Origin of the sequence: Streptomyces sp. NPDC007164 (genome assembly GCF_040634135.1) — a bacterium.
GTDB classification, from domain to species: Bacteria; Actinomycetota; Actinomycetes; order Streptomycetales; family Streptomycetaceae; genus Streptomyces; species Streptomyces sanglieri.
Window position 1 is genome coordinate 103,822 of record NZ_JBEYFB010000020.1, and the last position, 24,729, is coordinate 128,550.

The window sequence follows — 24,729 nt, forward strand, 5'->3', positions numbered from 1 at the left end:
ACCTGGGAAGTTACGCGTCGGTAAAAAGTGATGATCCGTCGATCGGGCGAACCCGAAGGGGTGATCAGGCCGCGAGCCGCCCCGGCATCACTGCCCGCGGGCCGAACCTGTCCCGCAGCCGGTCCGCCACCGCCTCGATCCGGCGCGCCCGCTCGTCCACCGGGTCGAACGACAGCTGGTGCGCGGCCCGCTCACCCTCCATCAGCCCCTCCGCGCGCAGCCCGATCCCCCGCACCCGGGCCCGTTGCAGGGCGAACGAGTCATGGATCCGGTACGCGAGCGCGGTGAGCGCCGCGGAGTGGGCGGTGGGTTCCCGGAGCGTACGGCTGCGGGTCAGTGTCGAGTATCCGGTCCGGTCGGCGTAGCGCACGCTGACCGCGAGGCCGCGGCAGACCTGCCCGTCCCCGCGCATCCTGGCCCCCAGCTCCTCGGTGAGCGACATGAGCGCGCGGCGCTGCCGCTCCCGGTCCAGCTCGTCGCGGGGGAAGGACCGTTCGGCGGCGATCGACCGGGCCGCGGCGCCGGGCAGGACCGCCGTGCGGTCGATGCCGCGGGCCCGCTCCCACAGTTCGCGCCCGGTCCGGACGCCGGTGATCCGCTGGAGGGTGCCGAGCGGGGCCGCCGCGATCCGGCCGACGGAGTCGAGTCCGTAGGCGCACAGGGTGCGGGCCGTCGCCGCGCCGACGCCGTCCAGCGCCGCGGCCGGCCGGTCCGCGAGGAACTCCGCCGCCCCGCCCCCGGGCACCACGAAGGTCGTCCCGGGCACGGCCCGCCGGGCCGCCATCCGGGCCAGCATCGGGTTCTCCGCCGCCCCGACGGCGCAGTCCATGCCGTGCAGGGCGAGCGCGCGGATCCGGATCACCGAGGCCAGCCCCCGCACGTCCAGCCCGAAGTAGCGCAGCGCGCCGCGCACATCGGCGAGCGCCCCGTCGGGCGGGACCGCCTCGACCACCGGGGTGAGCGCGCCGAGCAGGGCGAGCAGCCCCTCGTGACCCGCGCTGTCCGGGAGGCCGCCGCCGACCTTGCTGAACCGCAGGTACAGGATGCCCGGCACCTCGGGTGCGGTGCTCATCCCGCGCTCCCCGGGCTCTGGTGCCACAGCTTCCTGCCGGTGGCGACGCCTTCGCCGGGCGGCTGGAGGTCGGACCAGGGGTTCATCTCGTATCCGGTGGGCAGCTGGATGCGACGGCCGTTGCCGGCGGGATCGGCCCCGCGGGCCCCACCGGCCCCACCGGCCGGGGGTTCCTCCGCCAGCCGGTCCGCGACCGCGTCGAGTCCGCCGGTGCGCCGCAGCTCGGCCAGCTCCGCCAGGTTCCAGGCCGCCGCGCCGACCACGCTCAGGCTCCGCGGGCCGCGTCGCTGCACCACTCCGCGCACCAGCAGCAGCCAGGAGTGGAAGACGGTGTGCGCGCAGGCGGCGTGGCTGTCGTCGAAGAAGGCCAGGTCGACCAGGCCCGTGCCGTCGTCCAGGGTGGTGAAGACCACCCGGCGGCCGGAGCGGACCGGCGGGGTCTGGGTCGCCGCCTTGGCGCCCGCGACCAGCACGGTGTCCCCGTGCCGTGCCTCGCGCAGCCGCTTGGCCGAGACCGTGCCGAGCTCCTTCAGGAAGGCGTGGTGATCGTCCATCAGGTGGCGGGAGACATCCATGCTCAGGACACCCAGCTCGGCGCTGAGGCGTTCCGCGTCGTCCAGGTCGGGCAGGCCGATGGAGCCGGTCCGGTGTCCGCCGCCGAGCGGCAGCTGCGCGCCCGGTCCGCCGCCGGGGCCCGCGCCCCGCTGGGCGCGGTGCAGTTCGGACAGGTGCAGCAGCAGATCGCGCCGGTTGGCGCCGAACGCGTCCAACGCGCCCACCCGGGCCAGCCGTTCGGCGGCCGGCCTGCCCGGCCTGGCGCGCTGCCAGAAGTCGAGCAGCGAGGTGTAGGGCTGTCCGGCCTCGATCCGGGCGACCTCGGCCGCACCGATGCCGTGGACGTCCGAGAGCGCGAGCCGCACCCCCCAGACGCCCTCCCCTCCCCCAACATCAGACACCAGTTCGATTCGATGGGTGGCCGCCGACCGGTTCACGTCCAGTCCCAGCACCGGCACCCCGCGCCGCCGCGCGTCCGCGAGCAGCAGCCGCTTCGGGTACATCCCGGGGTCGTGGGTGAGCAGCCCGGCGTAGAAGGCCGCCGGGTGGTGCGCCTTGAGCCAGGCCGACTGGTACGTCGGTACGGCGAAGGCGACCGCGTGCGCCTTGCAGAAGCCGTAACTGCCGAACGCCTCGATGATCTCCCAGGTGCGGGCGGTCACTTCGGCGTCGTACCCCTTCTCCGCGGCCCGCAGCGCGAACCACGTCCTGATCCGGTCCTGCGATTCTGGGTCGGAGAGCCCTCGCCGCACCCGGTCGGCCTCGTCCCGGCCGCAGCCGGTCATGATGTCGACCATCTCGATGATCTGCTCATGGAAGACGACCACCCCGTACGTCTCGCGCAGCGGCCCTTCCAGATCGGGGTGCGGGTAGCGCACGGGGGCCCGGCCGTGCCGGGCCTCGATGAACGGCCGCACCATGTCGGCGGCGACCGGTCCGGGGCGGAACAGCGAGATGTCGACCACCAGATCGTGGAAGCCGGCCGGCTGGAGCCTGCCGACCAGGTCGCGCTGGCCCGGCGACTCGATCTGGAAGCAGCCCAGCGTCTCGGCGCTCCTGATCATCCGGTACGTCTCCGGGTCGTCCGGCTCCACGGCGTCCAGGTCCACGGTCTGCCCCGAGGCCCGTCCGATCTCCGTGACCGCGTGCGCCATCGCCGACTGCATCCGTACACCCAGCACATCGAGCTTGAGCAGCCCCAGGTCCTCCACGTCCTCCTTGTCGAACTGCACCATCGGGAAACCGTCGCCACTGGTGGGAACGGTGGGCACCCGGCGCAGCAGCGTGGCATCCGACAGGAGTACCCCGCACGGGTGCATGGCGATGCCGCGCGGCAGTGCGTCCAGCGCCTCCACCAGTTCCCAGAGCCGTCCGTACCGGTCCTTCTCCCGTGCCACCTCGCGCAGTTCGGGCAGTTCTTCCATGGCCGCGCGGGCGTCGCGGGCCCGGATGTGCGGGAAGGCCTTGGCGAGCCGGTCGGTCTCGGCCGGGTCCATGGAGAGCGCGGCGCCCACGTCCCGGATGGCGTGACGCACCCGGTAGGTCTCCGGCATGGCGACGGTCGCGACCCGCTCGGTGCCGAAGCGTTCGATGATCGCGCGGTAGACGTCGAGCCTGCGGGCGGACTCCACGTCGATGTCGATGTCCGGCAGCACGAAGCGGCGCCTGGAGAGGAAACGCTCCATCAGCAGCCCGTGCTCGACCGGATCGGCGTGCGCGATCCCGAGGAGGTGGTTGACCAGGGATCCCGCGCCGGAGCCCCGGGCGGCCACCCGCACCTTCATCTCCCGTACGTCGTCCACCACTTGGGCGACCGTCAGGAAGTAGGAGGCGAAGCCGTGGTACGCGATGATGTCCAGCTCGTGGTGCATCCGCTCCCAGTAGTCGCGCCTGCGGTCGTAGCCGCGCAGCACCATGCCGGCGGCGGCCCGGGAGGCCAGCACCCGCTGGGCGGTGCGCCGCCCGGCGCCGACGAGTTCCGGTTCGGGGAAGTGGACCGAGCCGAGACCGAGGTCGCGCTCGGGGTCGACGACGCAGGCGTCGGCGGTGCGCCGGGTCTCCGCGAGCAGCCGCGCCCCGGCGTCCTCGCCCAGACCGGCGGCGGAGGCGATCCGCCCGGCGGTCTCCGCCATCGCGCGGGCGTCCTTCAGCCAGCGCTCCCCGCTGTCGAGCGGGGCCCGGCGGGGGTCGACGGGGACCAGCCGACGGGCCGCGTCCAGCACATCGGCGACCGGGCCCTGCCCGGCGTCGGCGTACCGCACGGCGTTGGTCAGCACGGCCCGCACCCCCTGCTCGGCGGCGAGGCCGACGGTACGGGCGGCGAGCCGCAGCGAGCCGGGCCCGGTGCCCTCACGCCCGTGGTGGACGGCTTCCAGGCGCAGGTCGTCGCCGTAGATCTCCCGCCAGCCGGCGAGCAGCGCCGCGGCCCGGTCAGGGCGGCCGGCGGCCAGCGCCCTGCCGACGTCGGAGGCGGGGCCGAGCAGCACGGTGAGCCCTTGGGCGGGCAGGTCGGCCCGGCCGGCCAGGGGCCGTCCCGCACCGCCGGGCGCGGGGGCGTGGGCGGCGGTGACGAGACGGCACAGCTCCGCCCAGCCCCGGGCGCCGTCCCGGGCGAGGAAGGTGACCCGGGGGGCGGATTCGTCGATGAAGGCGCCGCCGCGGACCGGGGTCCGCGGCCGCTGCGCGGGTCCGCCGGTTCTCGTATGCTCCGCCGTCGCGGGTCCCACCGCGAGCTCCACCCCGAAGAGCGGCCGTATCCCGGCTTCCGCGCAGGCCTTGGCGAAGCGGACCGCACCCGCGAGGGTGTCCCGGTCGGTCAGCGCCAGCGCGTCCATTCCCCGCTCGGCGGCGCGCTCCGCCAGCCGCTCCGGGTGCGAGGCCCCGTACCGCAGGGAGAACCCGGAAACGGTATGCAGATGCGTGAACCCGGGCATCTGCACCTCCTGGACCGATCCGTACTCACCACCCCCTTGCCTCCACCATAGACCAAGTTTCGAACATTCGTGCGATAGCCGAGACGTGGAACCTCCAGCCCCCGGACCGGCGGCCCGCGAGGGGCCCGGTCAGCCATTCGGCCCTGCCCCGCCTGCACGAACAACCGGCACCCCGGAGCGTGGGGGCATGACTTTCGCTGACGAGGTGAAGAACGCCGTCACTCCACGGGCCGCACTGCTCGTCATCGGTGTGCTCGGGCTGCAGCTGCTGTTCATCGCGTCCTACGTCGGGGCGCTGCACAAGCCGAAGCCGACGGACGTACCCTTCGGCGTCGTCGCGCCGCAGCAGATCTCCGCACAGCTCCTCACCGAGCTGAAGAACCTCCCCGGCGGCCCGCTGGACCCCCGCACGGTCGCCGACGCGGCCACGGCCCGCGAGCAGATCCTCGACCGCGAGATCGACGGCGCCCTGATCGTCAACCCCAAGGGCACCGCCGACACCCTGCTGGTCGCCTCCGGCGGCGGCACCTCGATGGCCACCGCCCTGACCAAGATCGTCACGGAGGTCGACCGGACCCAGCAACGCACCGTACGGGCCGTGGACCTGGCCCCGGCCTCCGACCAGGACTTCAACGGGATCTCGTCGTTCTACCTGGTCGTCGGCTGGTGCGTCGGCGGCTACCTCTGCGCCTCGATCCTGGCGATCAGCGCGGGCGCCAAGCCCGCCAACCGTCAGCGCGCGGTGATCCGGACCGGCGTCATGGCGCTGTACTCGATCGTGGGCGGCATCGGCGGCGCAATCATCATCGGCCCGATCCTCGGCGCCCTGCCCGGAAGCTTCTGGGGCCTGTCGGGCCTGGGCGCGCTGACCGTCTTCGCGGTCGGCATGATCACCCTCGCCCTCCAGGCCCTCACCGGCATCGTCGGCATCGGCCTGGCCGTCCTGATCGTGGTGATCGCGGGCAATCCGAGCGCCGGCGGCGCCTACCCGCTGCCGATGCTCCCGGACTTCTGGCGGGCGATCGGTCCCGCGCTGCCGCCCGGGGCGGGCACCTGGGTGGCCCGCTCGATCGCCTACTTCAGGGGCAACGCGGTCACCGGCCCCCTGCTGGTGCTGTCCGCGTGGGCGGTGGTGGGCACGACCATCACCCTCCTGGTCGCCGCGCGCCGCACACCGGAGGAACTCACCGGCGAGCGGCCGCCGTTCGGCTCGACGCCCCTGCCCTGACCGTCCACCCCGCCCCTCACAGGCAAAGACGCCGGAGCACCCCCCGCCGCTGGAGCTCCACCATGTGCCCGGCCGCCCGCTGCGGTGCCCGACCGCCACGGACCAGGACTCCCGCCTCGATGTTGCGCCGGGCGGCGTGCGCCCCGCTCGTCGGTGAAGCTCCAGGGGCCCGGTCCCCTCACTCCAGCCGCCGCGCCAGCTTCTCCAGCCTGCCGGCGAGCCCGTCCCCCTGGGCCGCCGTCTTCGTGGCCTTGCCGGACCAGAAGTCCGGGCCCGTCAGCCGCCCGTACCGCTCGACCCACGAGGCGGCCTCGCGGTCCAGCCGCTCCGCCGTCGTCCGTACGTCGGCGTCCGCCGATGCCGCGAGCGCGTTCACCTCGTCCACCAGGCGCTGGACCTTCCGCACCAGCGGGCTGGTGCGCCGTCCGGACCGGCGGTCCGCCCCGGCGGCGGGCCGGGGAGCGGGGGCGGCCGGCGAAGGCACCGGCGGCGGCTCCACGGCGACGGGGCGGCGGCTCGTACCCGTCAGCCTCCGCGCTCCGGGCACCCGCAGCCCCTCGGGCGTCATCGCACAGGCATCGAGCGGCACCCAGTCGGTGCTGCGCCGGGCTTCCTCCGCCCTGATCCGGACATGCCGCGCAACGCCCTGTGTCTCGAAGCGGAAGCGAAGCACATGACCGAATGCCTCGCGCATCTCCCGCACCGTCTCCGGATGGGCGGAACCCGGCCCGAAGACCCAGTCCAGGCTTGCCGCATCCCGTTCCAGCTCCTCGCACGCCGAACTCCATTCGGGGTGCGACAGCTTCCGGAACTGGAAGCGCACCCGCTGCCGGCCGGCGCGGACCCGGAAGTCGACGGCGTCGCCCGGGCCCGAGCCCAGATCACGCAGCACGGCCCGCGCGTCGATGCCGCCGCCACGGGCCCAGCGGGCGAGGTCCTGCTTGACGAAGAGGTGGTCCGCGCTGTCCGTGCCGTTGGCCCTGCGGTGGCACGAGGCGTTCGGCGCATGGGCGAAGTGGCAGACCTTGTCCGCGTAGAGCCGGTCGGCCAATTTGCCGCCACAGCCGCCGAGCTGAGTGCCGCACCAGTACGTGTACGCGGGATGCCGCCGCCGCAGCCGCCGGAGCTCGTCGGCCCCCTGCGGCAGCACGATGCCCAAGCCGGACGCGGCGCTCCCGATGACCGCGGTCTGCACCAGCCGGCGATCCGGTCCAGCCATGACACCCCTACCCCTGACACCTCACACAACCCACTCCCACAACGCAATCATTGAAGCATGCACTTAGTTCACAGCAGAGGCAGCCTCGGTGAACGCATCGGCGCCGGACGGAAACACCTGGCGGATCGAGATGGCGGGAGCTACGCTGCCCCGCGATGACAACTCACTCTGTCAACAGATTGGGGGCCCCGTCCGCGCAAGGTGAGTGCTGATGCTCACTCAGGACGCGAACAGGGATTCCCGCCTTTCCTTCTGGGCGCGCGTGCGAGAGTTCGCCGTGCCGCCCTCCATGATCGAGACCGCGACCGCCCGCCGTCATGTCGGCGACTGGGCGGGGGCTTGCGCCGCCGCGGGTGTCGATACCGATCTCGGCCCGCGGTCCGTGGCACGCACCCATGGCCGGGAACTCGCGTCCCGGATCCGGGACGATCTCCGCCATCTGGCTCCTGACCTGCTGCGCTGGCACCTGCCACGGATCGCTCCTCGCGGGCTGCTGCGCCCGGGACTGACGATCACTCTGGCCCGGTACGACACCGAGGGGCCCGACGGCGTGCGTCCGGTACACCTGGTGGTCCGGACCCCGCCCGCCTGGGCGGACGCCGGGCAGCGGATCGAGCTGGCGCTGTGGGACGGATCGGACTCCGGCGCCACGGTCCGCCGCCATCCGCACCATCGCCCGAACCCTCGGTTCCGCGTCGACCTGCACCGCCATCTGTGGGATGCGCGCAGCTCCGACGAGCTGCGGGTCCGGTCCGGGGCCGACCTGTCCGTGCCGTTGCCCGCGGTGCCGCCGGACGTGCTGGAGGCGGTGCCTCCGGGGCACCACTGCGCCGTCGGCCGGTGGGCGGACGAGGCGGGCGTCCTGCTCCGGGCCGGTGGGCGGTCCGCCGGGACCGTCGCCGTCCGGTTCGGGGCCCGGCGGCGGTTGCTGCTGGACCTGGTGCCGGAGGGGGACGGCCCCGGGCCGTCCGCCCTGCGGATCGCGGCCGCGACCACGACCACGGACGGCAGTGCCTCCGCGCTGCCGGTGCTGCCCGACGCGGCGACCTGGGTACTGCCCGACCTCGGTCTGCTCCGTACCGGGGCGATCGAGGCCGGACGGCTGCACCCGCTGGTCCTCGCGGCCCTGCTGCCGGATCACCCGGCGGCCGCTCCGCCACGGCCCGCGGACCCGGTGGGCCGGCCACGCCTCGTGGAATGCCGGGGAGCCCTGCACCGGATCGGTCCGGTCGACGGGGTGCTGGCACCACTGGACCACGACCCCGCCGAGATCCGCCGGGAGGAGCTGCTGGTCGCGCTGACCGGCACTCCGCTCCCCTGCCTCCAGGCCATCGACGAGGCACACCGGCGTCCGGACTGCCTCACCGGTGTGCGCGAACGCCTGGACCACGGCGACATCACCGGTGCGCTGGCCGTCGTCGAGGGCCTGCTCGGCCCCGGTGCGCTGCTGCGCAGCGGCGAGTTGCGGGACGAGCTGGAGGCGGCAGCGCGGCGGCGGATCACGTACGGGCTGTTCCGGGCGGGCCTGACCGAAGGACCCGACCGCCTCCACCCGTCCCGCGGCCGGCCCCGTCGCCGCCGCTCGCGCCCGCGCGACGCCGTCTTCCGCTGACCCGGAACCCCATCCCCGTACGCCTCACCACGAACCCCAAAGGTGATCATTCATGCCTGTACGCACCCCTTTCGTCATGCCCGAAGCCCCCGTCGAACGGGCCCCCGCCACCCAGCTCGACATCGCCGGTGCGCTGACGGCCCTGCTGCGCGACACCACCACCGAACCCCGCCCCGACACCCAGTTGGAGGCCCTGACCCTGGCCGTGGCCGCCGATCTGCCGGTACTCCTGTGGGGCGAGCCCGGCATCGGCAAGACCGCCGCGCTCACCCAGCTCGCCGTGTCCCTGGATCTCCCGCTGACCACGGTCATCGCCAGCGTCCATGAGCCGTCCGACTTCTCGGGGCTGCCCATCGTGGGGGACGATCCGGCGGAGCAGGGCGTCCCGATGGCACCGCCGGACTGGGCGGTGCGGCTGGTGCGGGCCGGCCGGGGACTGCTGTTCCTGGACGAGCTGTCCACCGCGCCGCCGGCCGTTCAGGCCGCCCTGCTCCGTCTCGTACTGGAGCGGCGGATCGGCGCCCTGCGACTGCCGCCCGGGGTACGGATCGTGGCCGCGGCCAATCCGCGTTCCTCGGCGGCCGACGGCTGGGAGCTGAGCCCGCCGCTGGCCAACCGGTTCGTGCACCTCCAGTGGGCCCATGACCACGAGGTGGTGGTGCGCGGCCTCGGCGGTACCTGGCCCCGGGCGACACTGCCCCGGCTCGACCCCGAACGGCTGCCGGAGGCCGTGGACTTCGCCCGCCGCGCGGTGTGCGGACTCCTCGCCGCCCGCCCGGCGCTCGTGCACCGGCTGCCCAGCGGCGAGACCCGCCGGGGCGGTCCCTGGCCGTCGCCCCGGAGCTGGGACATGACTCTCTGTCTGATCGCGTTCGCGACCGCGGCCGGCTCCTCCAGGGACGTGCTCTCCCTGCTGGTGCGGGGCACGGTGGGAGACGGTCCGGGGCTGGAGCTGCTGGCGAGCCTGGACCGGATGGACCTGCCGGACCCCGAGACGCTGCTCGCCGACCCGGCGGGCGCGGTCCTGCCCGAGCGGGGGGATCTGCGTCAGGCGGTGCTCGACGGCGTGGTGGCGGCGGTCCGCAACCGTCCGGAGAAGCCCCGCTGGGACGCGGCATGGGCGCTCCTGGTCCGGGCGTTGGAGACCGGCGCCCCGGACGTGGTGGTCGTCCCGGCGACCACGCTCGCCTCGCTGCGCCGGGCGGACTGGGACGTTCCGGCATCGATCGAACAGCTCGCCGGAGCGGTGTCCCTGTCCCGACGGGCGGACCGGGCGGCGGCCCGGACCGCGGAGCGGGCCGCCGCTGCGGCGAAGGCCGGCCGATGACACCCGACGCGCCGGGGGCACTGGACCTCGACAAGCTCTTCGCCGCCCGGCTGCAGGCCGTCCGGGCCCGCCCCTACCTGGCGACGGCGCTGTTCGCGCTGCGCGTCGTGGAGTCGCGGCGGGTGCCGACGATGGCCGTCGACCGGCACTGGCGGTGCTACGTCTCGCCCGGCTTCGTGCACCGGACCCCACAGGAGGAGCTGGCCGGGGTGTGGGTGCACGAGGTTTCGCACCTGCTGCGCGACCATCACGGGCGCAGCAACCGGGTCGCGCGGCAGCGGGGGCTGACGGGCCCCGCGGAGCGGCTGCGGATGAACATCGCCGCCGACTGCGAGATCAACGACGACGTGTTCGGCGAGGGGCTGACCCGGCCGGAGGGCGCCGTCCGTCCGGACTCCCTGGGGCTTCCCGAGGGGCAGCTCATGGAGGAGTACCTGACCCGGTTCCGGCTCGGGCCGCATACGGAGCACCTGGCCTGGCTGGACTGCGGCAGCGGCGCCGACGGGCTGGAGCGGGAGTGGGACCTGGGGCCGGACGGCGCGTACGGCCTGAGCGAGCAGGAACGGGACGCGGTCAGGTTCCGGGTGGCGCAGGGCATCACCGGCCGTCCGGGGAACGCCTCGAAGGGGTGGCGGCGATGGGCCGAGGAGGCGTTCCACCCGCCGCAGCCGTGGCGGGAGCTGCTGGGTGCGGCGGTCCGATCGGCCGCTTCCGGGTCCGGCGTGGGCGAGGACTACACGTACGGCCGCCCGTCGCGGCGCTCGGCCGGTGTGCCCGGCGCCGTGCTGCCGAGCCTGCGGCGCAGGCCGCCCCGGGTCTGCGTGGTCATCGACACGTCCGGGTCGGTCAGCGACACCGAACTGGGCAGCGCGCTCCTGGAGGTCGCGGCGATCTCCCGCGCGGTCGGCGGCCGTCGCGACCTGATCACCGTCCTCCCGTGCGACGCGGCGGCCAGGATCGCGCACCCGCTGTGCCGTGCCGAGGGAATCCCGCTGGTGGGCGGAGGGGGTACGGATCTGCGCACCGGCTTCGCCGGGGCCCTGCGGACGCGGCCGGGGCCCGATGTCGTCGTGGTCCTGACCGACGGCCAGACCCCCTGGCCGAGTACGCAGCCGGCGTGCCGGACGGTGGTGGGGCTGTTCCCGCGGGTCCGGGACGAGGACGATCCGTACGACGTCCCGGGGACCCCGCCCGAGTGGGCGCGCACGGTGGTCATCGGGGCGGCCGCCGGGACGCGGCAGGGCTCCGCGTGAACCGTTGTCGAACCCTTCGTCCCGGTCCGGCACCCGCCCCGGGTACTGTCCGCTTGTTCGAATCGAGCCCCGTGGCCCGGGGTTGCACCTTGGAGAGTCGTCATGAGTGGGGCGGGACCGGCGGAGCGCATGTGGAAGCCGAGCAGCGAAGAGGGCGGGGAGCTCGCGGGCCGGTGGTGGCAGTGGGCCATTTCCGCACCCGACGACCGCAGCCCGGTCAGGGACACGACGGGTGAGCACGCCGCCTGGAACCAGCCGGACGACCTCTGGTTCCTGGCCGGCACCTACGGCGGGCGGGTGGTGCGGCGCTGCGCGATCCCCTCGGACCGGCCGGTCTTCTTCCCCGTCCTCAACATGCAGCACCCCCGGTCGTATTCGAGGGTGCCCCTGCGCATGACGGCGACGGAGGCCACAGCCTCGCTCAACAGCGTGCCGCTGTCCTTGCGGGAGTTCACCGCGCCGTTCATGACCGGAACGACGCAGCGCTACGCGTGGGGCGTCTGGGGCGGCATCCCGCCGCTGACCCCCGGCCAGTACGTGCTGGAGATCAAGGCCGCGGCCACCAACGGCTTCTGGGTCGACACGACCTACCACCTGGAGTCGACGGCCCCCTGACCCGGCGCCCGGAGGGACGGGCGGCGGCCTTCCCGTGACCGCCGGCCGTCACCCGGCCGAATTCTCGGCGTCCGGCCGCCACGACGGCCGGGTCTGTCCGTCCCGATCCGCCGGACAGCCTCTATACATGGCAGGTACATGGCATCATGCTGAGCGATCTCGTGAGACCACGAGGAGCACGGCCAGCCCAACTCCCTGCCATTCCACGGAGGTTGCTCATGCGTCGCCGATTCATCGTCCCGCTCGCCACGGCCGCTCTGTCGCTCCCCCTCGTCCTGCTCCCCGCCGCGTCCGCTTCGGCCGCCCCGGCGGACAAGCCCCAGGTCCTCAGCTCCTGGACCCAGACGAGCCTCTCCAGCTACAACGCCTGGAACGCCGCCCGCAACAACCAGGGCGCCTGGGCCGCGTACGGCTTCGACTGGTCGACCGACTACTGCAGCAGCTCGCCCGACAACCCGTTCGGCTTCCCCTTCCAGAACGCCTGCGCCCGCCACGACTTCGGCTACCGCAACCACAAGGCCGCCGGCATCTTCTCCGCCAACAAGTCGCGCATCGACTCCGCGTTCTACGAGGACCTCAAGCGCGTGTGCGCCGCGTACTCCGGAGCGAAGCTCACCGCGTGCAACAGCACGGCGTGGACGTACTACCACGCCGTGGACATCTTCGGCGTGGCACCGGCGAAGGCGAACTCCGACGGGCTCGCCCGGACCGCCTGACCGTCGCCGGCAGCCCCTCGGGCAAGGCCGGCCCCACCGGCGAGGCCGAGCTGACGGCTCCCGGGCAGCCGTCAGCTCGGCACGCGGCCACGACTGGGGTTTACGAGGAGCTGGCCACCGACCGGCGCTGGACCCACGGCCTGCCGCCCCGCACCGAGCCGGAACTGGCCTGGGTCCAGCATCTGACGGCCCATCTCAGACCCGGCGGCAGCGCCGTGATCGTGCTCCCGGCGGCAGCGCCGTGATCGTGCTCCCGCCCGCCGTCGCGTCCCGCAAGGCCGGGCGCCGCATCCGGGGCTCCCTGCTCCGCACCGGGCTGCCCAAGGCCGTGGTGGCGCTGCCGCCGGGCTGCGCACAGCCGCACAGCGTCTCCCTGCAGCTGTGGGTGCTCCGGACGGCCCCCGAGGGTCCGGCCGCTGGGCCGGGGGTCCAGGACGCCCTGCTGATCGACGCGACCCGGGCCGGACGGCCGGGCGCCCGTGAGCAGGGGCCGGACTGGGAGGCCCTGACCGCCTCCGTGCTCTCCGCCGTCGCACGGCTCGACAGCCCGGAGCGGGAGCTGCCCGAGGACGCGGTACGGGTCTCGCTGCTCGACCTGCTGGACGACGAGGTCGACGTCACCCCGGGCCGCTACACCGGGTCGGGCGGCGAACCGTCCGGGGTGGAGCTCAGCGCCTCCTGGCGGGAACTGACCGGGGCACTGGGCGAACTGGCCGGTCCGGCCACCCATCTGTCGAAGCTCGGCCTCACCGGGTCGGAGCCCCGGACCACGGCCACCGTGGGAGACCTCGTCAAGGCCGGGGCCCTCACCCTGCACGCGGGGCAGCAGCCGGCGGAGACCGCGCCCCTGTCCGGCACCTCCGGCACTCCGCTGCTCACCGTCCCCGATCTGCTGATGGAGGGCGCCCCGGGCCGGCTGCTGGCACCCGGTGCCGCCCACACCGCGGCCGAGGAGGGGGACGTGATCGTCGCCGGTGTCGTACGGGCGTTCCGGGCCTGGGTCCACCAGGGCCCGCCCGTCGCCCTGGGCCCGCAGCTGTACGCCCTGCGCGTGGACCCGGAGATGCTGGACGCCCACTTCCTCGCCGGATGCCTGCGCGCACCGGCCAATGGACGCCAGGCCGGAACGCATGCCTCCAGCTCCTCCCGCGTGGACATCCGACGGCTCCAGGTGCTCCAGCTCCCGCTGGACGAACAGGGCGCCTACGCCGACGCCTTCCGCCGCCTCACCGACTTCGAGCAGCTGCTGAAACGGGCCGGTGAACTCGGTGGTGGGCTGGTGAACGACGCCGGGGACCGGATCGCCGCCGGCGGTCTCACGACCGCCCGCAACGGCTGATCCGGACACCCGGCGCACCATCCGCCGCCCTCCAGCGGGTTTCCAACTCCCGGACCTGGTAAGAGCTCTGATGAGCCATCATCGAATCGGGCGGGAAAAGACGGGCACGCGGTGCCCGCACCTTGCGAAGGAGGCGCCAAGTGCGTAGTCAGGTGCGCGCGGCGGACGGGCGGCATCTGGTGGTTGAGCGTCTCGGGGATCCCCGCGGCAGACCGGTCTTCCTGCTGCACGGAATGCCCGGCAGCAGGCTCGGTCCCGCTCCGCGCGGCATGGTCCTGTACCAGCGCAAGACCCAGCTGATCACCTACGACCGGCCGGGCTACGGCGAGTCCGACCGGCTGCCGGGGCGCTGTGTCGCCGATGCCGTTCAGGACGTGCGGGCCATCGCGGACCACCTCGGGCTCGAACGGTTCGCCGTGGTGGGCCGGTCCGGTGGCGCGCCGCACGCCCTGGCCTGCGCGGCGCTGATGCCCGAGCGGGTGACCCGTACCGCCGCGCTGGTCGGGCTGGCCCCCTGGGGAGCCGACGGGCTCGACTGGTTCGAGGGGATGGCCGCCTCCAACGTGCTGGCGTACTCCACGGCGGCGGCCGATCCGGACGGGCTCGCGGAGTCGTTCATCTCGCGGTCCGCGGTCATCCGGAAGAACCCGGTCCGGCTCATCGACGATCTGCGCCAGGAGCTGACCGACTCCGACCGGATGGTGGTCAACGACGTCGGGGTCCGCACCATGCTGCTGCGCAACTACCGTGAGGGGCTGCGCACTTCGGCCTGGGGCTGGATCGACGATGCAATCGCCTTCAGCAATCCGTGGGGCTTCGACCCGGCGGACATCACCGGTCCGGTGATGCTGTGGCACGGCGAGAAGGACGTGTTCTCGCCGGTGGGGCACTCGCGCTGGCTGGCCGAACGCATCCCGAACTCCACCGTCGTGGTGGAACCGGCGGCAGCGCACTTCGACGCGCTGCACGCGCTGCCCAGGATCCTCAACTGGCTGCTGGACCCGCCCGCCGAATAGCGGGCGGCCCCGGCCGTCCGGGAGCGTCCGGCGAGAACCGGACGCTCCCGGGGCTCACACCGCCGTCGGTTCCAGTTCGCGTTCGAACCGGTCGTCGTCCCGGGCGATCCGGGTCATCGGATGGTCGTCGCCGAGCTGACGGGCCAGTTCCTCGACCGTCTCGGACCTCAGCCGCAGCGCCTCGTCCTTGCGCCCCATCGCGTCGAGCGTGACCGCAATGTTCGACGTCATGGCCAGGGTCTCCGGGTGATGCGCCCCCAGTACCCTCCTGAGCTGCCCGGAGACCTTCTCCTCGGTCACCAGCACCAGATCGAGATCGCCCCGCTCCGCCGTCGCGTTCGCCAGGTTCATCACGCAGAACAGGGTGTTGGGGTGCTCCGGCCCGTACACCTCCCGCATTGCGGCGACCACCTTGGTCAGCACCCGCACCGACTCCTCGGGCGCGCCGCTCCCCGACTGGTAGACGCCGAGGTTGTTCAGCGCGGCGAGGGTGTACGGGTGTTTCTCCCCCGGCACCTTCATGTACTGGTCGACGACCTCCTGTGCGGTGTCCTTGGCCTCGGTCGCCTCGCCGGCCGCGAACAGGTCGGCCGCCAGATTCAGATCGCAGGCCAGCGACTCCGGGTTGGCGGAGGTGTACTTGGCCCGGTACCTGGCGCGGGTGGCCACCGTCAGCCGGCGGGCGTCCTCCAGTCTGCCCGCGCGGCGCAGCGACACCGCGAGGCTCTTCGCCGCGCTCAGCGTGCCCGGGAAGGCCCGGCCGAGCGTGGCCTTGTAACTGTCGTACGTGCGGCTGAGGATGCCGACGGAGTCCTCGTACCGCCCGACGTCCCGCAGGTCACGGGCCAGGTTCATGGCGGAGGAGAGGCTGTAGGGGTGTTCCGCGCCGAGCACCTCGACGCGCCGGTCGAAGACGTCCTGGTCGATCTCGCGGGCCTTGGCGTACTGCCCGATCGACCGCAGGGTGAACGCCAGGTTGTTGGCCGCCGCCAGTGTCCTCGGGTGCGACTCGTGGAAGATCTGGTTGAACCCGTCGGTGGCCTCGGTCGCCAGCTCGATCGCCCTGGTGTACTCCCCGAGCGTGCCGAGGTCGGTCGCCAGGCTGCTGGTGCTCATGTACGTGTGCGGGTGCTCCGCGCCCAGGACCTCCCGCTGCGTCGCCAGGGTGATCTCGTCGAGCTCCCTGGCCTCCACGTAACGGCCGCGCGAGCGGTAGATGTTGGAGAGGTGGAAGCAGAGGTAGAGGTACTGGATGTCCCGCTCACCCAGCGTCTGGCGCCAGATCTCGCGCAGCTCCTCGCAGAGCGTGGTGGCGGTCCGGAAGTCACCGCGCTTCCAGAGGTAGCGGACCCGGTCGATCAGGAGTCTGCGGGCCTCGGGCTCCTTGCAGTTGCGGGCGTCGGACGGGCCGAGGTGCGGCCAGATGGTGGCGAACTGCGGCCAGGTCGACGGGTTGTCGATCGGCTCGTCGTCGTCGGGCCGGGCGCCCGCCAGGATGCGGTGGACAGCGTGCCGGGCGTCCCGCTGCTCCTCCTCGGTCAGCTGCGCCCGGATGACCGCCTGGACGAGCCGGTGCACCTGGATGGAGTTGGAGACCTGGTCGACCTTGGCGAGGGCGAACCGGCCGATCTCCCGGATGACCCGGCCCAGCACCAGCTTCTCCTGGAGCGAGGCGTCGTACGGCTTCAGCGCCTCGATCATCTCCTTGCTGTACAGGAGGTTCCCCGAGATGGGCTCGGGTGCGAAGAAGGCGCAGAGCTGGAGCAGCCGCACCGCGGCGGGCGAGCGCTCCTTGAGCCGCTGGATGGAGATGTTCCAGGTCGCGGCGACCGGCTCCGGGTATCCGGCCGGCTGGTTGAGCGCCAGGACCTCGGGGGCCTGCTGGGCCAGCTGTTCGAGGTAGGTGTCGATCGGGGTGGCGGTCTCCGCGATCCAGGCCGCCGCCTGCTCGACGGCCAGCGGCAGATCACCGACGGCGGTGGCCACCTGGGCGGCGTCCTCGTCGCTCAGCCCCGGGGCCCGGCGCTGGAGGTGTTCGATGGACTCCTCGCGCAGGAAGACGTCGACCGGCAGCGCGTCGCCGTGCTGGGACCACGCCTGGTTGCGCGAGGTGACCAGGATGTGGCCCGAACCGCCCTGCGGGAAGTAGCGCCGCAGCCGTTCGGGGTCGTCGGCGTTGTCGAAGACCAGCAGCCAGCGGTCCGAGGGCACGCCCCGCCGCAACAGGTCCACGGCCTCCTGGGAGGCGGCCGCCATGTCGTCGCCGCCCTGGGCACCGAGCCGGACCGCGAGCTCGGCGAGCGCGGCCACCACGTCGTCGGTCTGCTCGGAAGATATCCACCAGACCAGGTCGTAGTCGGCCATGAAGCGGTGCACGTACTCCAGGGCGACCTGGGTCTTGCCGACGCCGCCGAGTCCGTACAGGGTCTGCGGCTGCGGCAGCACCACGGCCATGCCGCCGCCGAGCTGGTCGCGCATCCGTTCCAGGACCAGGGAGCGGCCGGTGAAGCCGGGGTTGCGCGGCGGGGCGTTCCAGATCCTGGGGACGGTGCCCGGGAAGCGCGGTCCGGGCGACACCGCGTCGGTGAGCTGTACGGGCCGGTCCAGGGAGCGCAGCAGCGCTGCGGTGGCGTGCACCTCGTCGAGCCGGAAGAGGTCGACGGGGTTGCGGTCGATGTAGAGCGCGGAGAGCCGTACGTCACCGACCCTGAGCGGCAGCAGATGGCGCCGGCCGCCGCCGGGGTCCTCCGCGACGGCCCGGTCCCAGAGGTTCACCGCGCGCTGGGACTTGAGGTAGGCGCTGGAGAGCAGCACCACGGTACGGGCGGCGTTCTCGGTGGGCGCCGGTTCCGCGGACTCCCGCTGGGCGGACACGTCGCGCGGTACGACGCGGAACCCGGCCCGGGTGAGCACGGACTCGATCCAGTCGGCCCACATCCGGTTCTCCGCCACATAGCTGAGGAAGAGATCGGCCGGCAGCGCGGGCCTGCGCCGGGTGAACGCGTCCCGGATGCGCAGCCGCACCTCTTCGCCGACCGGTGGCATCGAGGTGATCTGCTGGTTGGTGATGACGGAGGTGAGGCGTTCGAAGGCGGAGAGCAGCGAGTTGGTGAGGCCGGCCTCGTCGCCGAAGGTGGCGAGGGTCTCCTCGTACGCGTAGTAGGGGCGGTACGGGATCTCCACCGCACCCCAGTAGGCGGTGAGTTCGTCACCGGACAGGTCGCGCGGCAGCCGGTCGAACTTCAGCCGGGCCAGCGCCCGGCCGGCGTCCGCCTTCTCCTTCTCGCCCTCGTCGATGCGCATCGGGACGGGGAAGATCGAGATGGGGCGGCCGGTGTAGCGCTCGGAGATCTGCCGGGCGACGGAGGCGGCGCCGTCGATGGACTGGTCGCTGAGCGTGAAGCAGTCGACGAGGACGTCGGGGAGGTGGACGGTGCAGATGTCGGCGATGTCGCTGAGGCCGGTCCGGCTGTCGATGAGGACGTAGTCGTAGTTGGCCTTCATGTCGTCGCGCAGGGCGTCGAAGAAGTGGCCGCCGCCGAGCCGGTCGTAGAAGTTGTCCCAGTCGAAGGTGGAGACGGTCGCGGAGTATTCGCGGTTCTGCCGCCCGGCGGAGACGAAGTCGAGCGTGCCGCCCTGCGGGAACTCCCAGCCGAGCGCCTCGGGGGCCAGGGAGACGGCGTGCGGCTGGATCCGGGCGTAGTCGCGGTGCCAGTCGTCGGCGCGCTGCACGGGGCTGGTGGCGGCCCACGCGTACTCGGTGATCAGGTCGATGACGCCGGTGGTGGCACCGAGTGTCGACGGGTCGAGGAACGGGTGGAAGAAGCGGTGGAGCCCCGGTGCCTCCAGGTCCCAGTCGACGGCCAGTACCCGTTTTCCGTTGGCGGCGAGTATCCAGGCTGTGTTGGCCAGGGCCATGGTGCGCCCGGTGCCGCCCTTGTACGAGTAGAAGGTGACGATGCGCCCGTCACGACTGGCCGTCATCCGTGTCCTCCGCATCCGTCGCAGGGTCGTGTGTCTCGGGGGTGTGGTTCGTCTGTGCCATCGGCCCCAGCAGCCGCGTCCGTTCGGAGTGTCCGCCGCCGGTGGCCGGTGGGTACACCGCCGCGTGTCTCAGGTACTGCTGGGCCGCCACCTCGACGACCTGCGGCAGGAGCTGCCCGAAGGCCTCCATGCTGGGGACGCCCTTGGCCGCGGCCCGGCAGTAGGCCCGTCCCTGGCGCATCTTGGTCGGCATGGTCTGTTCGAGCTTCTCGGTCAGTTCGGCCTCGGCCGCCATGCTCTCGTGGTCCTCCCGGTTCCACGGCACGATCATCGTCACCCAGGGGCGGTTCTCGGCGTCGAAGGCGGCGAGCCGACGGCACCGGTCCTCGTCCTGCAGGGCCCAGCGGTCCACGAGCAGGATCTCCGGCCTGCTGGGCGGCTGCTTGCCTTCCCCGTGCCCGGTCTCCTCGTCGAAGGAGGAGATGGTCGCCTGGTAGTTGAGGGAGCGCACCAGGTCCTCGGCGACGTAGGCCAGTGGGCGCGCGGCGGCCGGGTGGTAGGGGTTCCAGTCCTGCGGACTGTCGCCGTAGTAGTCGGGGTTGCGGCCTGCGGGCAGGTCGTGCCGGGTGGCGGCGGCGATGGTGACCTGCATGGGACGGGGGCCGCCCACCGAGCTGTTGGGCGGGCCGAAGGCACTGGGCGCCAGCCGGTAGTCGACGGGGCGGCCGGTGCCGATCCTTATGGTGTCGGCGACATTGACGATGCGCTTGGCGAGTTCGTACACCGCGCGCTCGTACTCCTCGGCGAAGAGCCGGAGTTTGATGAGTCCGTAGAGTCCGTCACTGACATAACGGTCCCCGAAATCACGGTGGTTGAACTGTAATCTCTCGGCGGGGCCGGGGAGTTGGCTCGGGGGTACCGGTACCCAGAGGGCCGGGACGATCGCCTCGGCCCGCTGGTTGGAACGGGCCCGGTGGTGGATGGCGCGCTGGGCGAAGGCATACCACTCCTTGCCGCACATCTCGCTCGCGAAGTAGCGCGGCGAGAACAGCGGAACGAACACCCGGCAGGTGGCGAGCACCTCACCGAGCCGTTCGGACCAGCCCTCGCCGGAGCGTATCTCGCGGTCGATGAACCCCGCGGGCGCGCCCGCGGGCAGATCCGTCATGGCCAGCACATGGTCACAGAGATCCTTGAAGAGGCGTTCGACCCACATATCGGGGTCCGTTCCTCGGCCGTAGCCCGGTGTATGGGCATAACTCAAGAAGAAGTACGGCCGATGGTCCGCCGCTCGCTGCTGCGTTGTTGCGTGCACACGACCCCCGTCCTGTGTGAGCACCCGCATCCGGGGACTGAAGTGAATGCGAGCGAATTCATCATTCCGGAGCGGACGTTGCTCCACCCCCATGACGTTCGGTCATTCAACGCCGGTTTTCAGTCATACGTTCCCGGGTTCGGCCGAACATTTTCTTGATCGAATTCGGTCTGCGGCTGTTCCTCCCAGTTGTCCCGTGTTCACCGGCGTTCCGTCCGAACCGGAATTCGACCCTCAGATCTCTTTTCGCATCAGATCCAGCAGCCGCTTTCCACTCACGGTCAGCTCGGCGGCACCCTCCAGTGTGTCGAGGGCCTGCGGTACGCCCTCCAGACAGCGCGGCTCGAATGCCCCCAACGCCATCCGCTCATAGGTGTCGGCCAGCAACCGGGAAAACGGAACTGATTCTTCCTCCCAAGGAATCCGATGTTCCCAGGAGCCGTCCGCCGCGTAAAGATCCGTGACATCGGCCAGCGCCTGCAATTCGGCCCGCCGCGATCCGCGCAGCAGTGCGAGCGCCAACTCCTCGGCGCTGCCGTCCGCTGCGATGCCCAGCGCGCCCCGGCCGTGCCGGCCCACGGCGGGTTCGGCGGGGGCGAGGCCGGTGAGCGGCGTGAGGGTGGTGAGGCGTCCGGCCGTCTCCGCGGCCCGCGCCGGCGCCCTCTCCCCGATCAGCGCCCAGGCCTCACCGATCCTGCCCAACAGGTCCGCGGCGGCGCGGTCGTCGAGCGCGGCCGCGGCCGGCGCGGCGAAGCAGTCGCGGTACGGGTCGAGGTCGTCGAGCACCAGGTCGAGCGCCGGGCCGGACGCCCCACCGGGCACCACCAGTCGGCGCACCGGCCGCCAGCCGGGACCGGCGGCCGCCGACAGGGTGATCCGCCGCTCGGCCGGATCCCCGTCGTCCCGCCGGACCAGGAGGCCGCCCTCGACGGCACGTACCCGCGCTGTGCCGCGCTCCCCCGCTCCCCCGATCCGCAACTCGCCGAGGCCCGGCAGGACCAGCCTGCCGTCCGTGTAGCCCACATCCACCCGGAGGTCGAGTCCGGCCCGTACGGCGGCGGCCGCGAGATACGCGGGCAGCCGCAGCGCGTCCCGCACCGCCCCCGGCCGTTCGTGGAGCGCCTCCAGGGCGCGGAGCAGCCAGGTGCGGGTGTACGGGTGGGACAGCACCTCGTCCAGGCCGCGGGCCCCCTCCTCGGAGGCCTCGACGGCTACGGCCAGCTCCCAGGCCCGGTCCCAGCACTCGTCGCCCCGCTGCTCGACGTCGGCGTTCAGCCGGGCCAGCAGCATTCGGGTGAGGTCTCGCTGGGAGGCGGCCAGCTCGGCCGGGTCGGCCAGCTCCGGCGCGACGAGCGACGCGGCCGTGCGTGCCTCGATGCCGCGCACCAGGGCGGCCAGGTCCTCGCAGTACACGGAGGGGTTGTCGAACTCTCCGGACGGCCCGGTGGAGCGGTACCGGTGGGTGTAGAGGCCGCCGCCGCACGACCGCACGACGGGACAGCGGCGGCAGGCCTCGCTGACGCCGGCCAGCCCGAGCTGACGGGCCTGCACCCCGGGGTGGGCCGCCACCTCGTCGAAGGTGTGGGTGAAGACGTCGAAGCCGGTGGCCGCGGCGCCTTCGTAGGCGCTCTTGAGCGAGTCGACCTGCTCCAGCTGGCCGTCGGTCTCGACGACGACGAGGTCGGTCGGGGCGAGCCCCAGCGACTCGGTGAGGCTGGGACCGCCGCTCAGCGTGGACAGCACCGAGGAGAAGAGCCGCACCGGCACCGGGCGCCCCTGCTCCTGCCAGCGGTCGAAGACCGCGAGGAGCCAGTCGGCGTAGGCGGTGGGCGAACCGTCCGGGCGGGGCGGCGGGTCGTCCCAGGTGGCGTGCGGGAGCAGGAAGTCGATGAGCGGCGGATCGAGCTCGGTGAGCGCGTCGAGGACCGCGATCGGGTCGTTCTCGATGTCGACGGTGCACAGGAGCCCGAGATCGAGGTGGCGGTAGCGCTCCTGCCGGAGCAGTTCGACGGCCTTCAGGACCAGGGGGTGGCTGCTGCGTCCGTCCGCGTAGCGGCGGTGCCGGTCGTTGGCGGCCCGGTCGCCGTCGAGGGAGATGCCGACCCTGACGTCGAACTCGTCGAAGAGGTCGAGATACCGCGGACTGAGCTGGAGTCCGTTGGTATGGATACGGAGGTCGAGTTCCGCGACGCCGTCGAAGGCGAAGGTGAGCACTTCGCAGACTCGCCGCAATCGGGCGGGCCCCGCCAGTAGAGGCTCCCCTCCGTGCAGGATCACTGACACGGAGGGCAGTGCATGTGCCTTGGCATGCTCGGCCAAGCGCTGAGCAGTCCGGAAAATGACATCATCAGAGATTGTCCTGGGCCGGGTTCGCCAGCTCTGATCTGCATGTTCATAGACATAGCAATGGTCACAGGCGAGATCACACCTGCTGTGAACCTTGAGAACGACTTCGCGGAAAGGGACCAGGGGTCCTGTCATTCCACCAGTCTAGCCAGCCCGAAGGGGGTGCTCGGAGCTTCGGTTCACGAGGCGTTCGGCGGGTTGTTTCAGAGCGCCGAGTTGAAGGTCGATGCCTGGGTGGGGCGACCGTCCGACACGGCGTGTACGCGGGCGAGCTTCCGGGCAGCGGCACTGCCGCGGACATCGATCTGGGCGAGCGGCACACGGCTCTTCTTCGCAACGGCGAAGGAGCGGGAGGATTCAGAGGTGTTCACGGCCGTCCTTGAGGGGGTTTGTTCCGATGGAATGGTTCCGGACAGGAATGCAGCAACAGTATCTGCACCATTGCAGTGTCCGGCGGCACGACTTTACTCTCATGACCTCGATTGGCAACTGAGGACGACCACTTGTAACGAGAGCGTCGCACGAGGCCGTCCCGAATCAAACGGAACCACCGATTCCGCCATTGAGGTGACGACATAACCGCAGACGGGAGTGAACATGACGGCGCTTCCCGGGCCGCTCCGGAGCATGGTCTTCAGGAACGCCGACCTTCCGGCGCTCTTTCACCACACGGACGAGATCGCCATCGCGAGGCAGCGGGAGGCGGTGAACACCACCCGCGTCCAACTGATTCTCCTGGTCACGGGGGCCGCGCCGGCCGCGGTCCCCTGGCACGCCGAGCTGGGTGACACGTTTCAACTCACCGATGCCGTCAGCGTGTTGGCCTACCTGGGTGTCCTGATCACGACGTACCTCTCCGCCCGGCGCAAAGCAAAGTCGCATTGGCAACTGAACCGCTCGGCGGCAGAGTTCATCAAGTCGATGTGCTGGCGTTACTCGGTGCACGGATCACCTTTCGACACCGGTACCCAACACCCGGAGGCGGTGTTCGCGAACCGTCTCGAAGAGGGCCTCCAGGAGCTTCGCAAGGTGGGGTGGGCCGACCCCCGCGACCTGACGGCCGATTCGGGCGGCCTGATCACCGAATCGATGCGCGCGTTACGGGACAAGGCGTTCACCGTACGCAAGGAGACGTATGTGCGGGACCGCCTCATCGAGCAGAGAAGTTGGTACCGCAGGCGGCAGGAGGTGTCGCGGCGCGCCACCCTGGTCTGGTCGACCACCATTGCCGCGCTGACCGCTCTCGCGCTGGTCCTCGCCCTGTTGCGGACGTTCTCTGTCACCCAGTCCTTCGCCCTGACGGGGGTGCTGTCGGCCGCGGCTGCCTCGTGTCTGGCGTGGAGCGAGATGCGCCGCCACCACCCGCTGATCTCGGCCCACTCACTGGTGGAGGAGGACCTGGAGGCGATGCAGGTGGCGATGGAGACCACGCTGACCGAGCGTCAGTGGCCGGGCGCGGTGTTCGAGACCGAGCGCATCGTCTCCCCGCAGCACACCGACTGGCTTGCCCGGCACCAGATGTGACGTAACGTCAGTGACGCCGGGCGGCCGCGGTCAGCCCCGCTCCACGCCCTCGCGCCAGATCACCGTGACCGGGCGGCCCAGGCTGCGGGCGTACGTCACGATGTCGCCCGTGCCGCCGAGGCCGCGGGCCGGCCTGCCGTCCCACACCGCGAGCAGCCGGTCGCAGTGCTCGGCGATGTACGCGCCGGCCGCGTAGTACGCCTCGTCGGTGGAGTGCGGGTAGCCGAGCCGGACCTCACGGACCGCCCGGTCCTTGAGGGCCCGGTAGCGGGCGAGTTCGGCGGCGTCCTCGAAGCAGGACTCGTAGTCGCCGCTCGGGATCACCACGGTGAGGTCGGCGCCGCAGGCCAGCGCGAGGTCGGCGAAGATCTGGTCCGCCCCCACCGCCAGGCTGGAGAGTGCCTCCAGGGAGCCTTCGAGGCCGCAGAGCGCCGCCCGTAACCCCGACAGCACATGGGCCTGGGCCTCCTGCGGGATGGTGCGATGACCGGTCACTCCGATGCGTTTCACGGACCTGGAACCCCCTGAGGTGTCTGCCGGGGGTTCCGGAGGTCGTCCCTCCGGCTGGCTCAGCACCCGCCCCCGTTGCTCCTGCGTGACCGACCTGCCCCACATCCTCTCAAAAGCCGCGGGGTGAGCGGGAGCCCCCGCCCGGCATTCGGGCAGGGGCTCCTT

At 72.2% G+C, this 24,729-nt stretch carries 17 protein-coding genes; 9 read left to right on the forward strand and 8 right to left on the reverse strand.

Annotated elements, in window-relative coordinates:
- Positions 1 to 64 precede the first annotated feature (64 nt).
- Both ABZ622_RS24170 and ABZ622_RS24175 read right to left on the reverse strand, forming a co-directional pair.
- Positions 65 to 1,072: a hypothetical protein gene (locus ABZ622_RS24170; protein WP_360546389.1), complete on the reverse strand. Its 1,008-nt coding sequence runs from the start codon at positions 1,070 to 1,072 to the stop codon at positions 65 to 67.
- Positions 1,069 to 4,560, reverse strand: coding sequence for a DNA polymerase III subunit alpha (locus ABZ622_RS24175; RefSeq protein WP_360546391.1), 3,492 nt, complete (start codon positions 4,558 to 4,560; stop codon positions 1,069 to 1,071). Before ABZ622_RS24175 ends, ABZ622_RS24170 begins: the two co-directional genes overlap by 4 nt.
- A 187-nt stretch (positions 4,561 to 4,747) precedes the next feature.
- Between ABZ622_RS24175 and ABZ622_RS24180 the strand changes: the two genes are divergently transcribed.
- Positions 4,748 to 5,788 carry a DUF3533 domain-containing protein gene (locus ABZ622_RS24180; RefSeq protein WP_360546393.1) on the forward strand — a complete coding sequence of 347 codons (1,041 nt, stop codon included), beginning with the start codon at positions 4,748 to 4,750 and terminating at the stop codon, positions 5,786 to 5,788.
- A 178-nt stretch (positions 5,789 to 5,966) separates the two neighbouring features.
- On the opposite strand, the gene ABZ622_RS24185 is transcribed toward ABZ622_RS24180, so the two are convergent.
- Positions 5,967 to 7,007, reverse strand: coding sequence for a competence protein CoiA family protein (locus ABZ622_RS24185; protein WP_360546395.1), 1,041 nt, complete (start codon positions 7,005 to 7,007; stop codon positions 5,967 to 5,969).
- A 211-nt stretch (positions 7,008 to 7,218) separates the two neighbouring features.
- On the opposite strand from ABZ622_RS24185, the gene ABZ622_RS24190 reads away from it, so the two are divergent.
- The 7 genes from ABZ622_RS24190 to ABZ622_RS24220 all read left to right on the forward strand — a co-directional run bounded on the left by ABZ622_RS24190 (position 7,219) and on the right by ABZ622_RS24220 (position 14,885).
- The gene (locus tag ABZ622_RS24190) at positions 7,219 to 8,619 is read left to right on the forward strand and encodes a hypothetical protein (RefSeq protein WP_360546397.1); all 1,401 of its coding nucleotides are present in this window, start codon (positions 7,219 to 7,221) and stop codon (positions 8,617 to 8,619) included.
- A 52-nt stretch (positions 8,620 to 8,671) separates the two neighbouring features.
- The gene (locus ABZ622_RS24195; RefSeq protein ID WP_360546399.1) at positions 8,672 to 9,946 is read left to right on the forward strand and encodes a MoxR family ATPase; all 1,275 of its coding nucleotides are present in this window, start codon (positions 8,672 to 8,674) and stop codon (positions 9,944 to 9,946) included.
- Entirely contained in the window at positions 9,943 to 11,199 is a 1,257-nt protein-coding gene (locus ABZ622_RS24200; RefSeq protein ID WP_360546401.1) for a VWA-like domain-containing protein, read from the forward strand. Before ABZ622_RS24195 ends, ABZ622_RS24200 begins: the two co-directional genes overlap by 4 nt.
- A gap of 102 nt (positions 11,200 to 11,301) precedes the next feature.
- The gene (locus ABZ622_RS24205; protein WP_360546403.1) at positions 11,302 to 11,814 is read left to right on the forward strand and encodes a hypothetical protein; all 513 of its coding nucleotides are present in this window, start codon (positions 11,302 to 11,304) and stop codon (positions 11,812 to 11,814) included.
- A gap of 218 nt (positions 11,815 to 12,032) precedes the next feature.
- Positions 12,033 to 12,530: a phospholipase gene (locus ABZ622_RS24210; protein WP_360546405.1), complete on the forward strand. Its 498-nt coding sequence runs from the start codon at positions 12,033 to 12,035 to the stop codon at positions 12,528 to 12,530.
- 247 nt (positions 12,531 to 12,777) lie between these two features.
- Positions 12,778 to 13,869 carry a hypothetical protein gene (locus ABZ622_RS24215; RefSeq protein WP_360546407.1) on the forward strand — a complete coding sequence of 364 codons (1,092 nt, stop codon included), beginning with the start codon at positions 12,778 to 12,780 and terminating at the stop codon, positions 13,867 to 13,869.
- Between the two features lie 140 nt (positions 13,870 to 14,009).
- Entirely contained in the window at positions 14,010 to 14,885 is an 876-nt protein-coding gene (locus ABZ622_RS24220; protein WP_360546409.1) for an alpha/beta fold hydrolase, read from the forward strand.
- A gap of 54 nt (positions 14,886 to 14,939) precedes the next feature.
- On the opposite strand, the gene fxsT is transcribed toward ABZ622_RS24220, so the two are convergent.
- The 4 genes from fxsT to fxsA all read right to left on the reverse strand — a co-directional run bounded on the left by fxsT (position 14,940) and on the right by fxsA (position 22,901).
- Positions 14,940 to 18,869, reverse strand: a complete 3,930-nt coding sequence (gene fxsT / locus ABZ622_RS24225) for an FxSxx-COOH system tetratricopeptide repeat protein (protein WP_360546411.1) — start codon at positions 18,867 to 18,869, stop codon at positions 14,940 to 14,942.
- A complete protein-coding gene (fsxC, locus tag ABZ622_RS24230) occupies positions 18,853 to 20,214 on the reverse strand; it encodes an FxsC protein (RefSeq protein ID WP_360546413.1) in 1,362 nt (453 codons plus the stop codon). Before fsxC ends, fxsT begins: the two co-directional genes overlap by 17 nt.
- Positions 20,215 to 20,418: 204 nt before the next feature.
- On the reverse strand, positions 20,419 to 22,665 hold the full coding sequence (gene fxsB / locus ABZ622_RS24235; RefSeq protein WP_360546415.1) for a radical SAM/SPASM protein FxsB, inactivated metallohydrolase extension form: 2,247 nt from the start codon (positions 22,663 to 22,665) through the stop codon (positions 20,419 to 20,421).
- A gap of 68 nt (positions 22,666 to 22,733) precedes the next feature.
- Complete coding sequence (gene fxsA, locus ABZ622_RS24240) at positions 22,734 to 22,901, reverse strand: FxSxx-COOH cyclophane-containing RiPP peptide (RefSeq protein ID WP_360546417.1); 168 nt, start codon at positions 22,899 to 22,901, stop codon at positions 22,734 to 22,736.
- Positions 22,902 to 23,127: 226 nt separating this feature from the next.
- Between fxsA and ABZ622_RS24245 the strand changes: the two genes are divergently transcribed.
- Positions 23,128 to 24,054, forward strand: a complete 927-nt coding sequence (locus ABZ622_RS24245; RefSeq protein WP_360546419.1) for a DUF4231 domain-containing protein — start codon at positions 23,128 to 23,130, stop codon at positions 24,052 to 24,054.
- Positions 24,055 to 24,084: 30 nt separating this feature from the next.
- On the opposite strand, the gene ABZ622_RS24250 is transcribed toward ABZ622_RS24245, so the two are convergent.
- On the reverse strand, positions 24,085 to 24,564 hold the full coding sequence (locus ABZ622_RS24250) for a hypothetical protein (RefSeq protein ID WP_360546421.1): 480 nt from the start codon (positions 24,562 to 24,564) through the stop codon (positions 24,085 to 24,087).
- Positions 24,565 to 24,729 lie beyond the last annotated feature (165 nt).

Bases quoted from the DNA above. Each gene is read 5' to 3' on its own strand.
- ABZ622_RS24205 (WP_360546403.1), top strand. From the start codon at position 11,302: ATGAGTGGGGCGGGACCGGCGGAGCGCATGTGGAAGCCGAGCAGCGAA.
- ABZ622_RS24185 (WP_360546395.1), bottom strand. From the start codon at position 7,007: ATGGCTGGACCGGATCGCCGGCTGGTGCAGACCGCGGTCATCGGGAGC.
- ABZ622_RS24200 (WP_360546401.1), top strand. From the start codon at position 9,943: ATGACACCCGACGCGCCGGGGGCACTGGACCTCGACAAGCTCTTCGCC.
- ABZ622_RS24210 (WP_360546405.1), top strand. From the start codon at position 12,033: ATGCGTCGCCGATTCATCGTCCCGCTCGCCACGGCCGCTCTGTCGCTC.
- ABZ622_RS24170 (WP_360546389.1), bottom strand. From the start codon at position 1,072: ATGAGCACCGCACCCGAGGTGCCGGGCATCCTGTACCTGCGGTTCAGC.
- ABZ622_RS24180 (WP_360546393.1), top strand. From the start codon at position 4,748: ATGACTTTCGCTGACGAGGTGAAGAACGCCGTCACTCCACGGGCCGCA.
- fxsT (WP_360546411.1), bottom strand. From the start codon at position 18,869: ATGACGGCCAGTCGTGACGGGCGCATCGTCACCTTCTACTCGTACAAG.
- ABZ622_RS24245 (WP_360546419.1), top strand. From the start codon at position 23,128: ATGACGGCGCTTCCCGGGCCGCTCCGGAGCATGGTCTTCAGGAACGCC.
- ABZ622_RS24195 (WP_360546399.1), top strand. From the start codon at position 8,672: ATGCCTGTACGCACCCCTTTCGTCATGCCCGAAGCCCCCGTCGAACGG.
- ABZ622_RS24190 (WP_360546397.1), top strand. From the start codon at position 7,219: ATGCTCACTCAGGACGCGAACAGGGATTCCCGCCTTTCCTTCTGGGCG.
- ABZ622_RS24175 (WP_360546391.1), bottom strand. From the start codon at position 4,560: ATGCCCGGGTTCACGCATCTGCATACCGTTTCCGGGTTCTCCCTGCGG.
- fsxC (WP_360546413.1), bottom strand. From the start codon at position 20,214: ATGCGGGTGCTCACACAGGACGGGGGTCGTGTGCACGCAACAACGCAG.
- fxsB (WP_360546415.1), bottom strand. From the start codon at position 22,665: ATGACAGGACCCCTGGTCCCTTTCCGCGAAGTCGTTCTCAAGGTTCAC.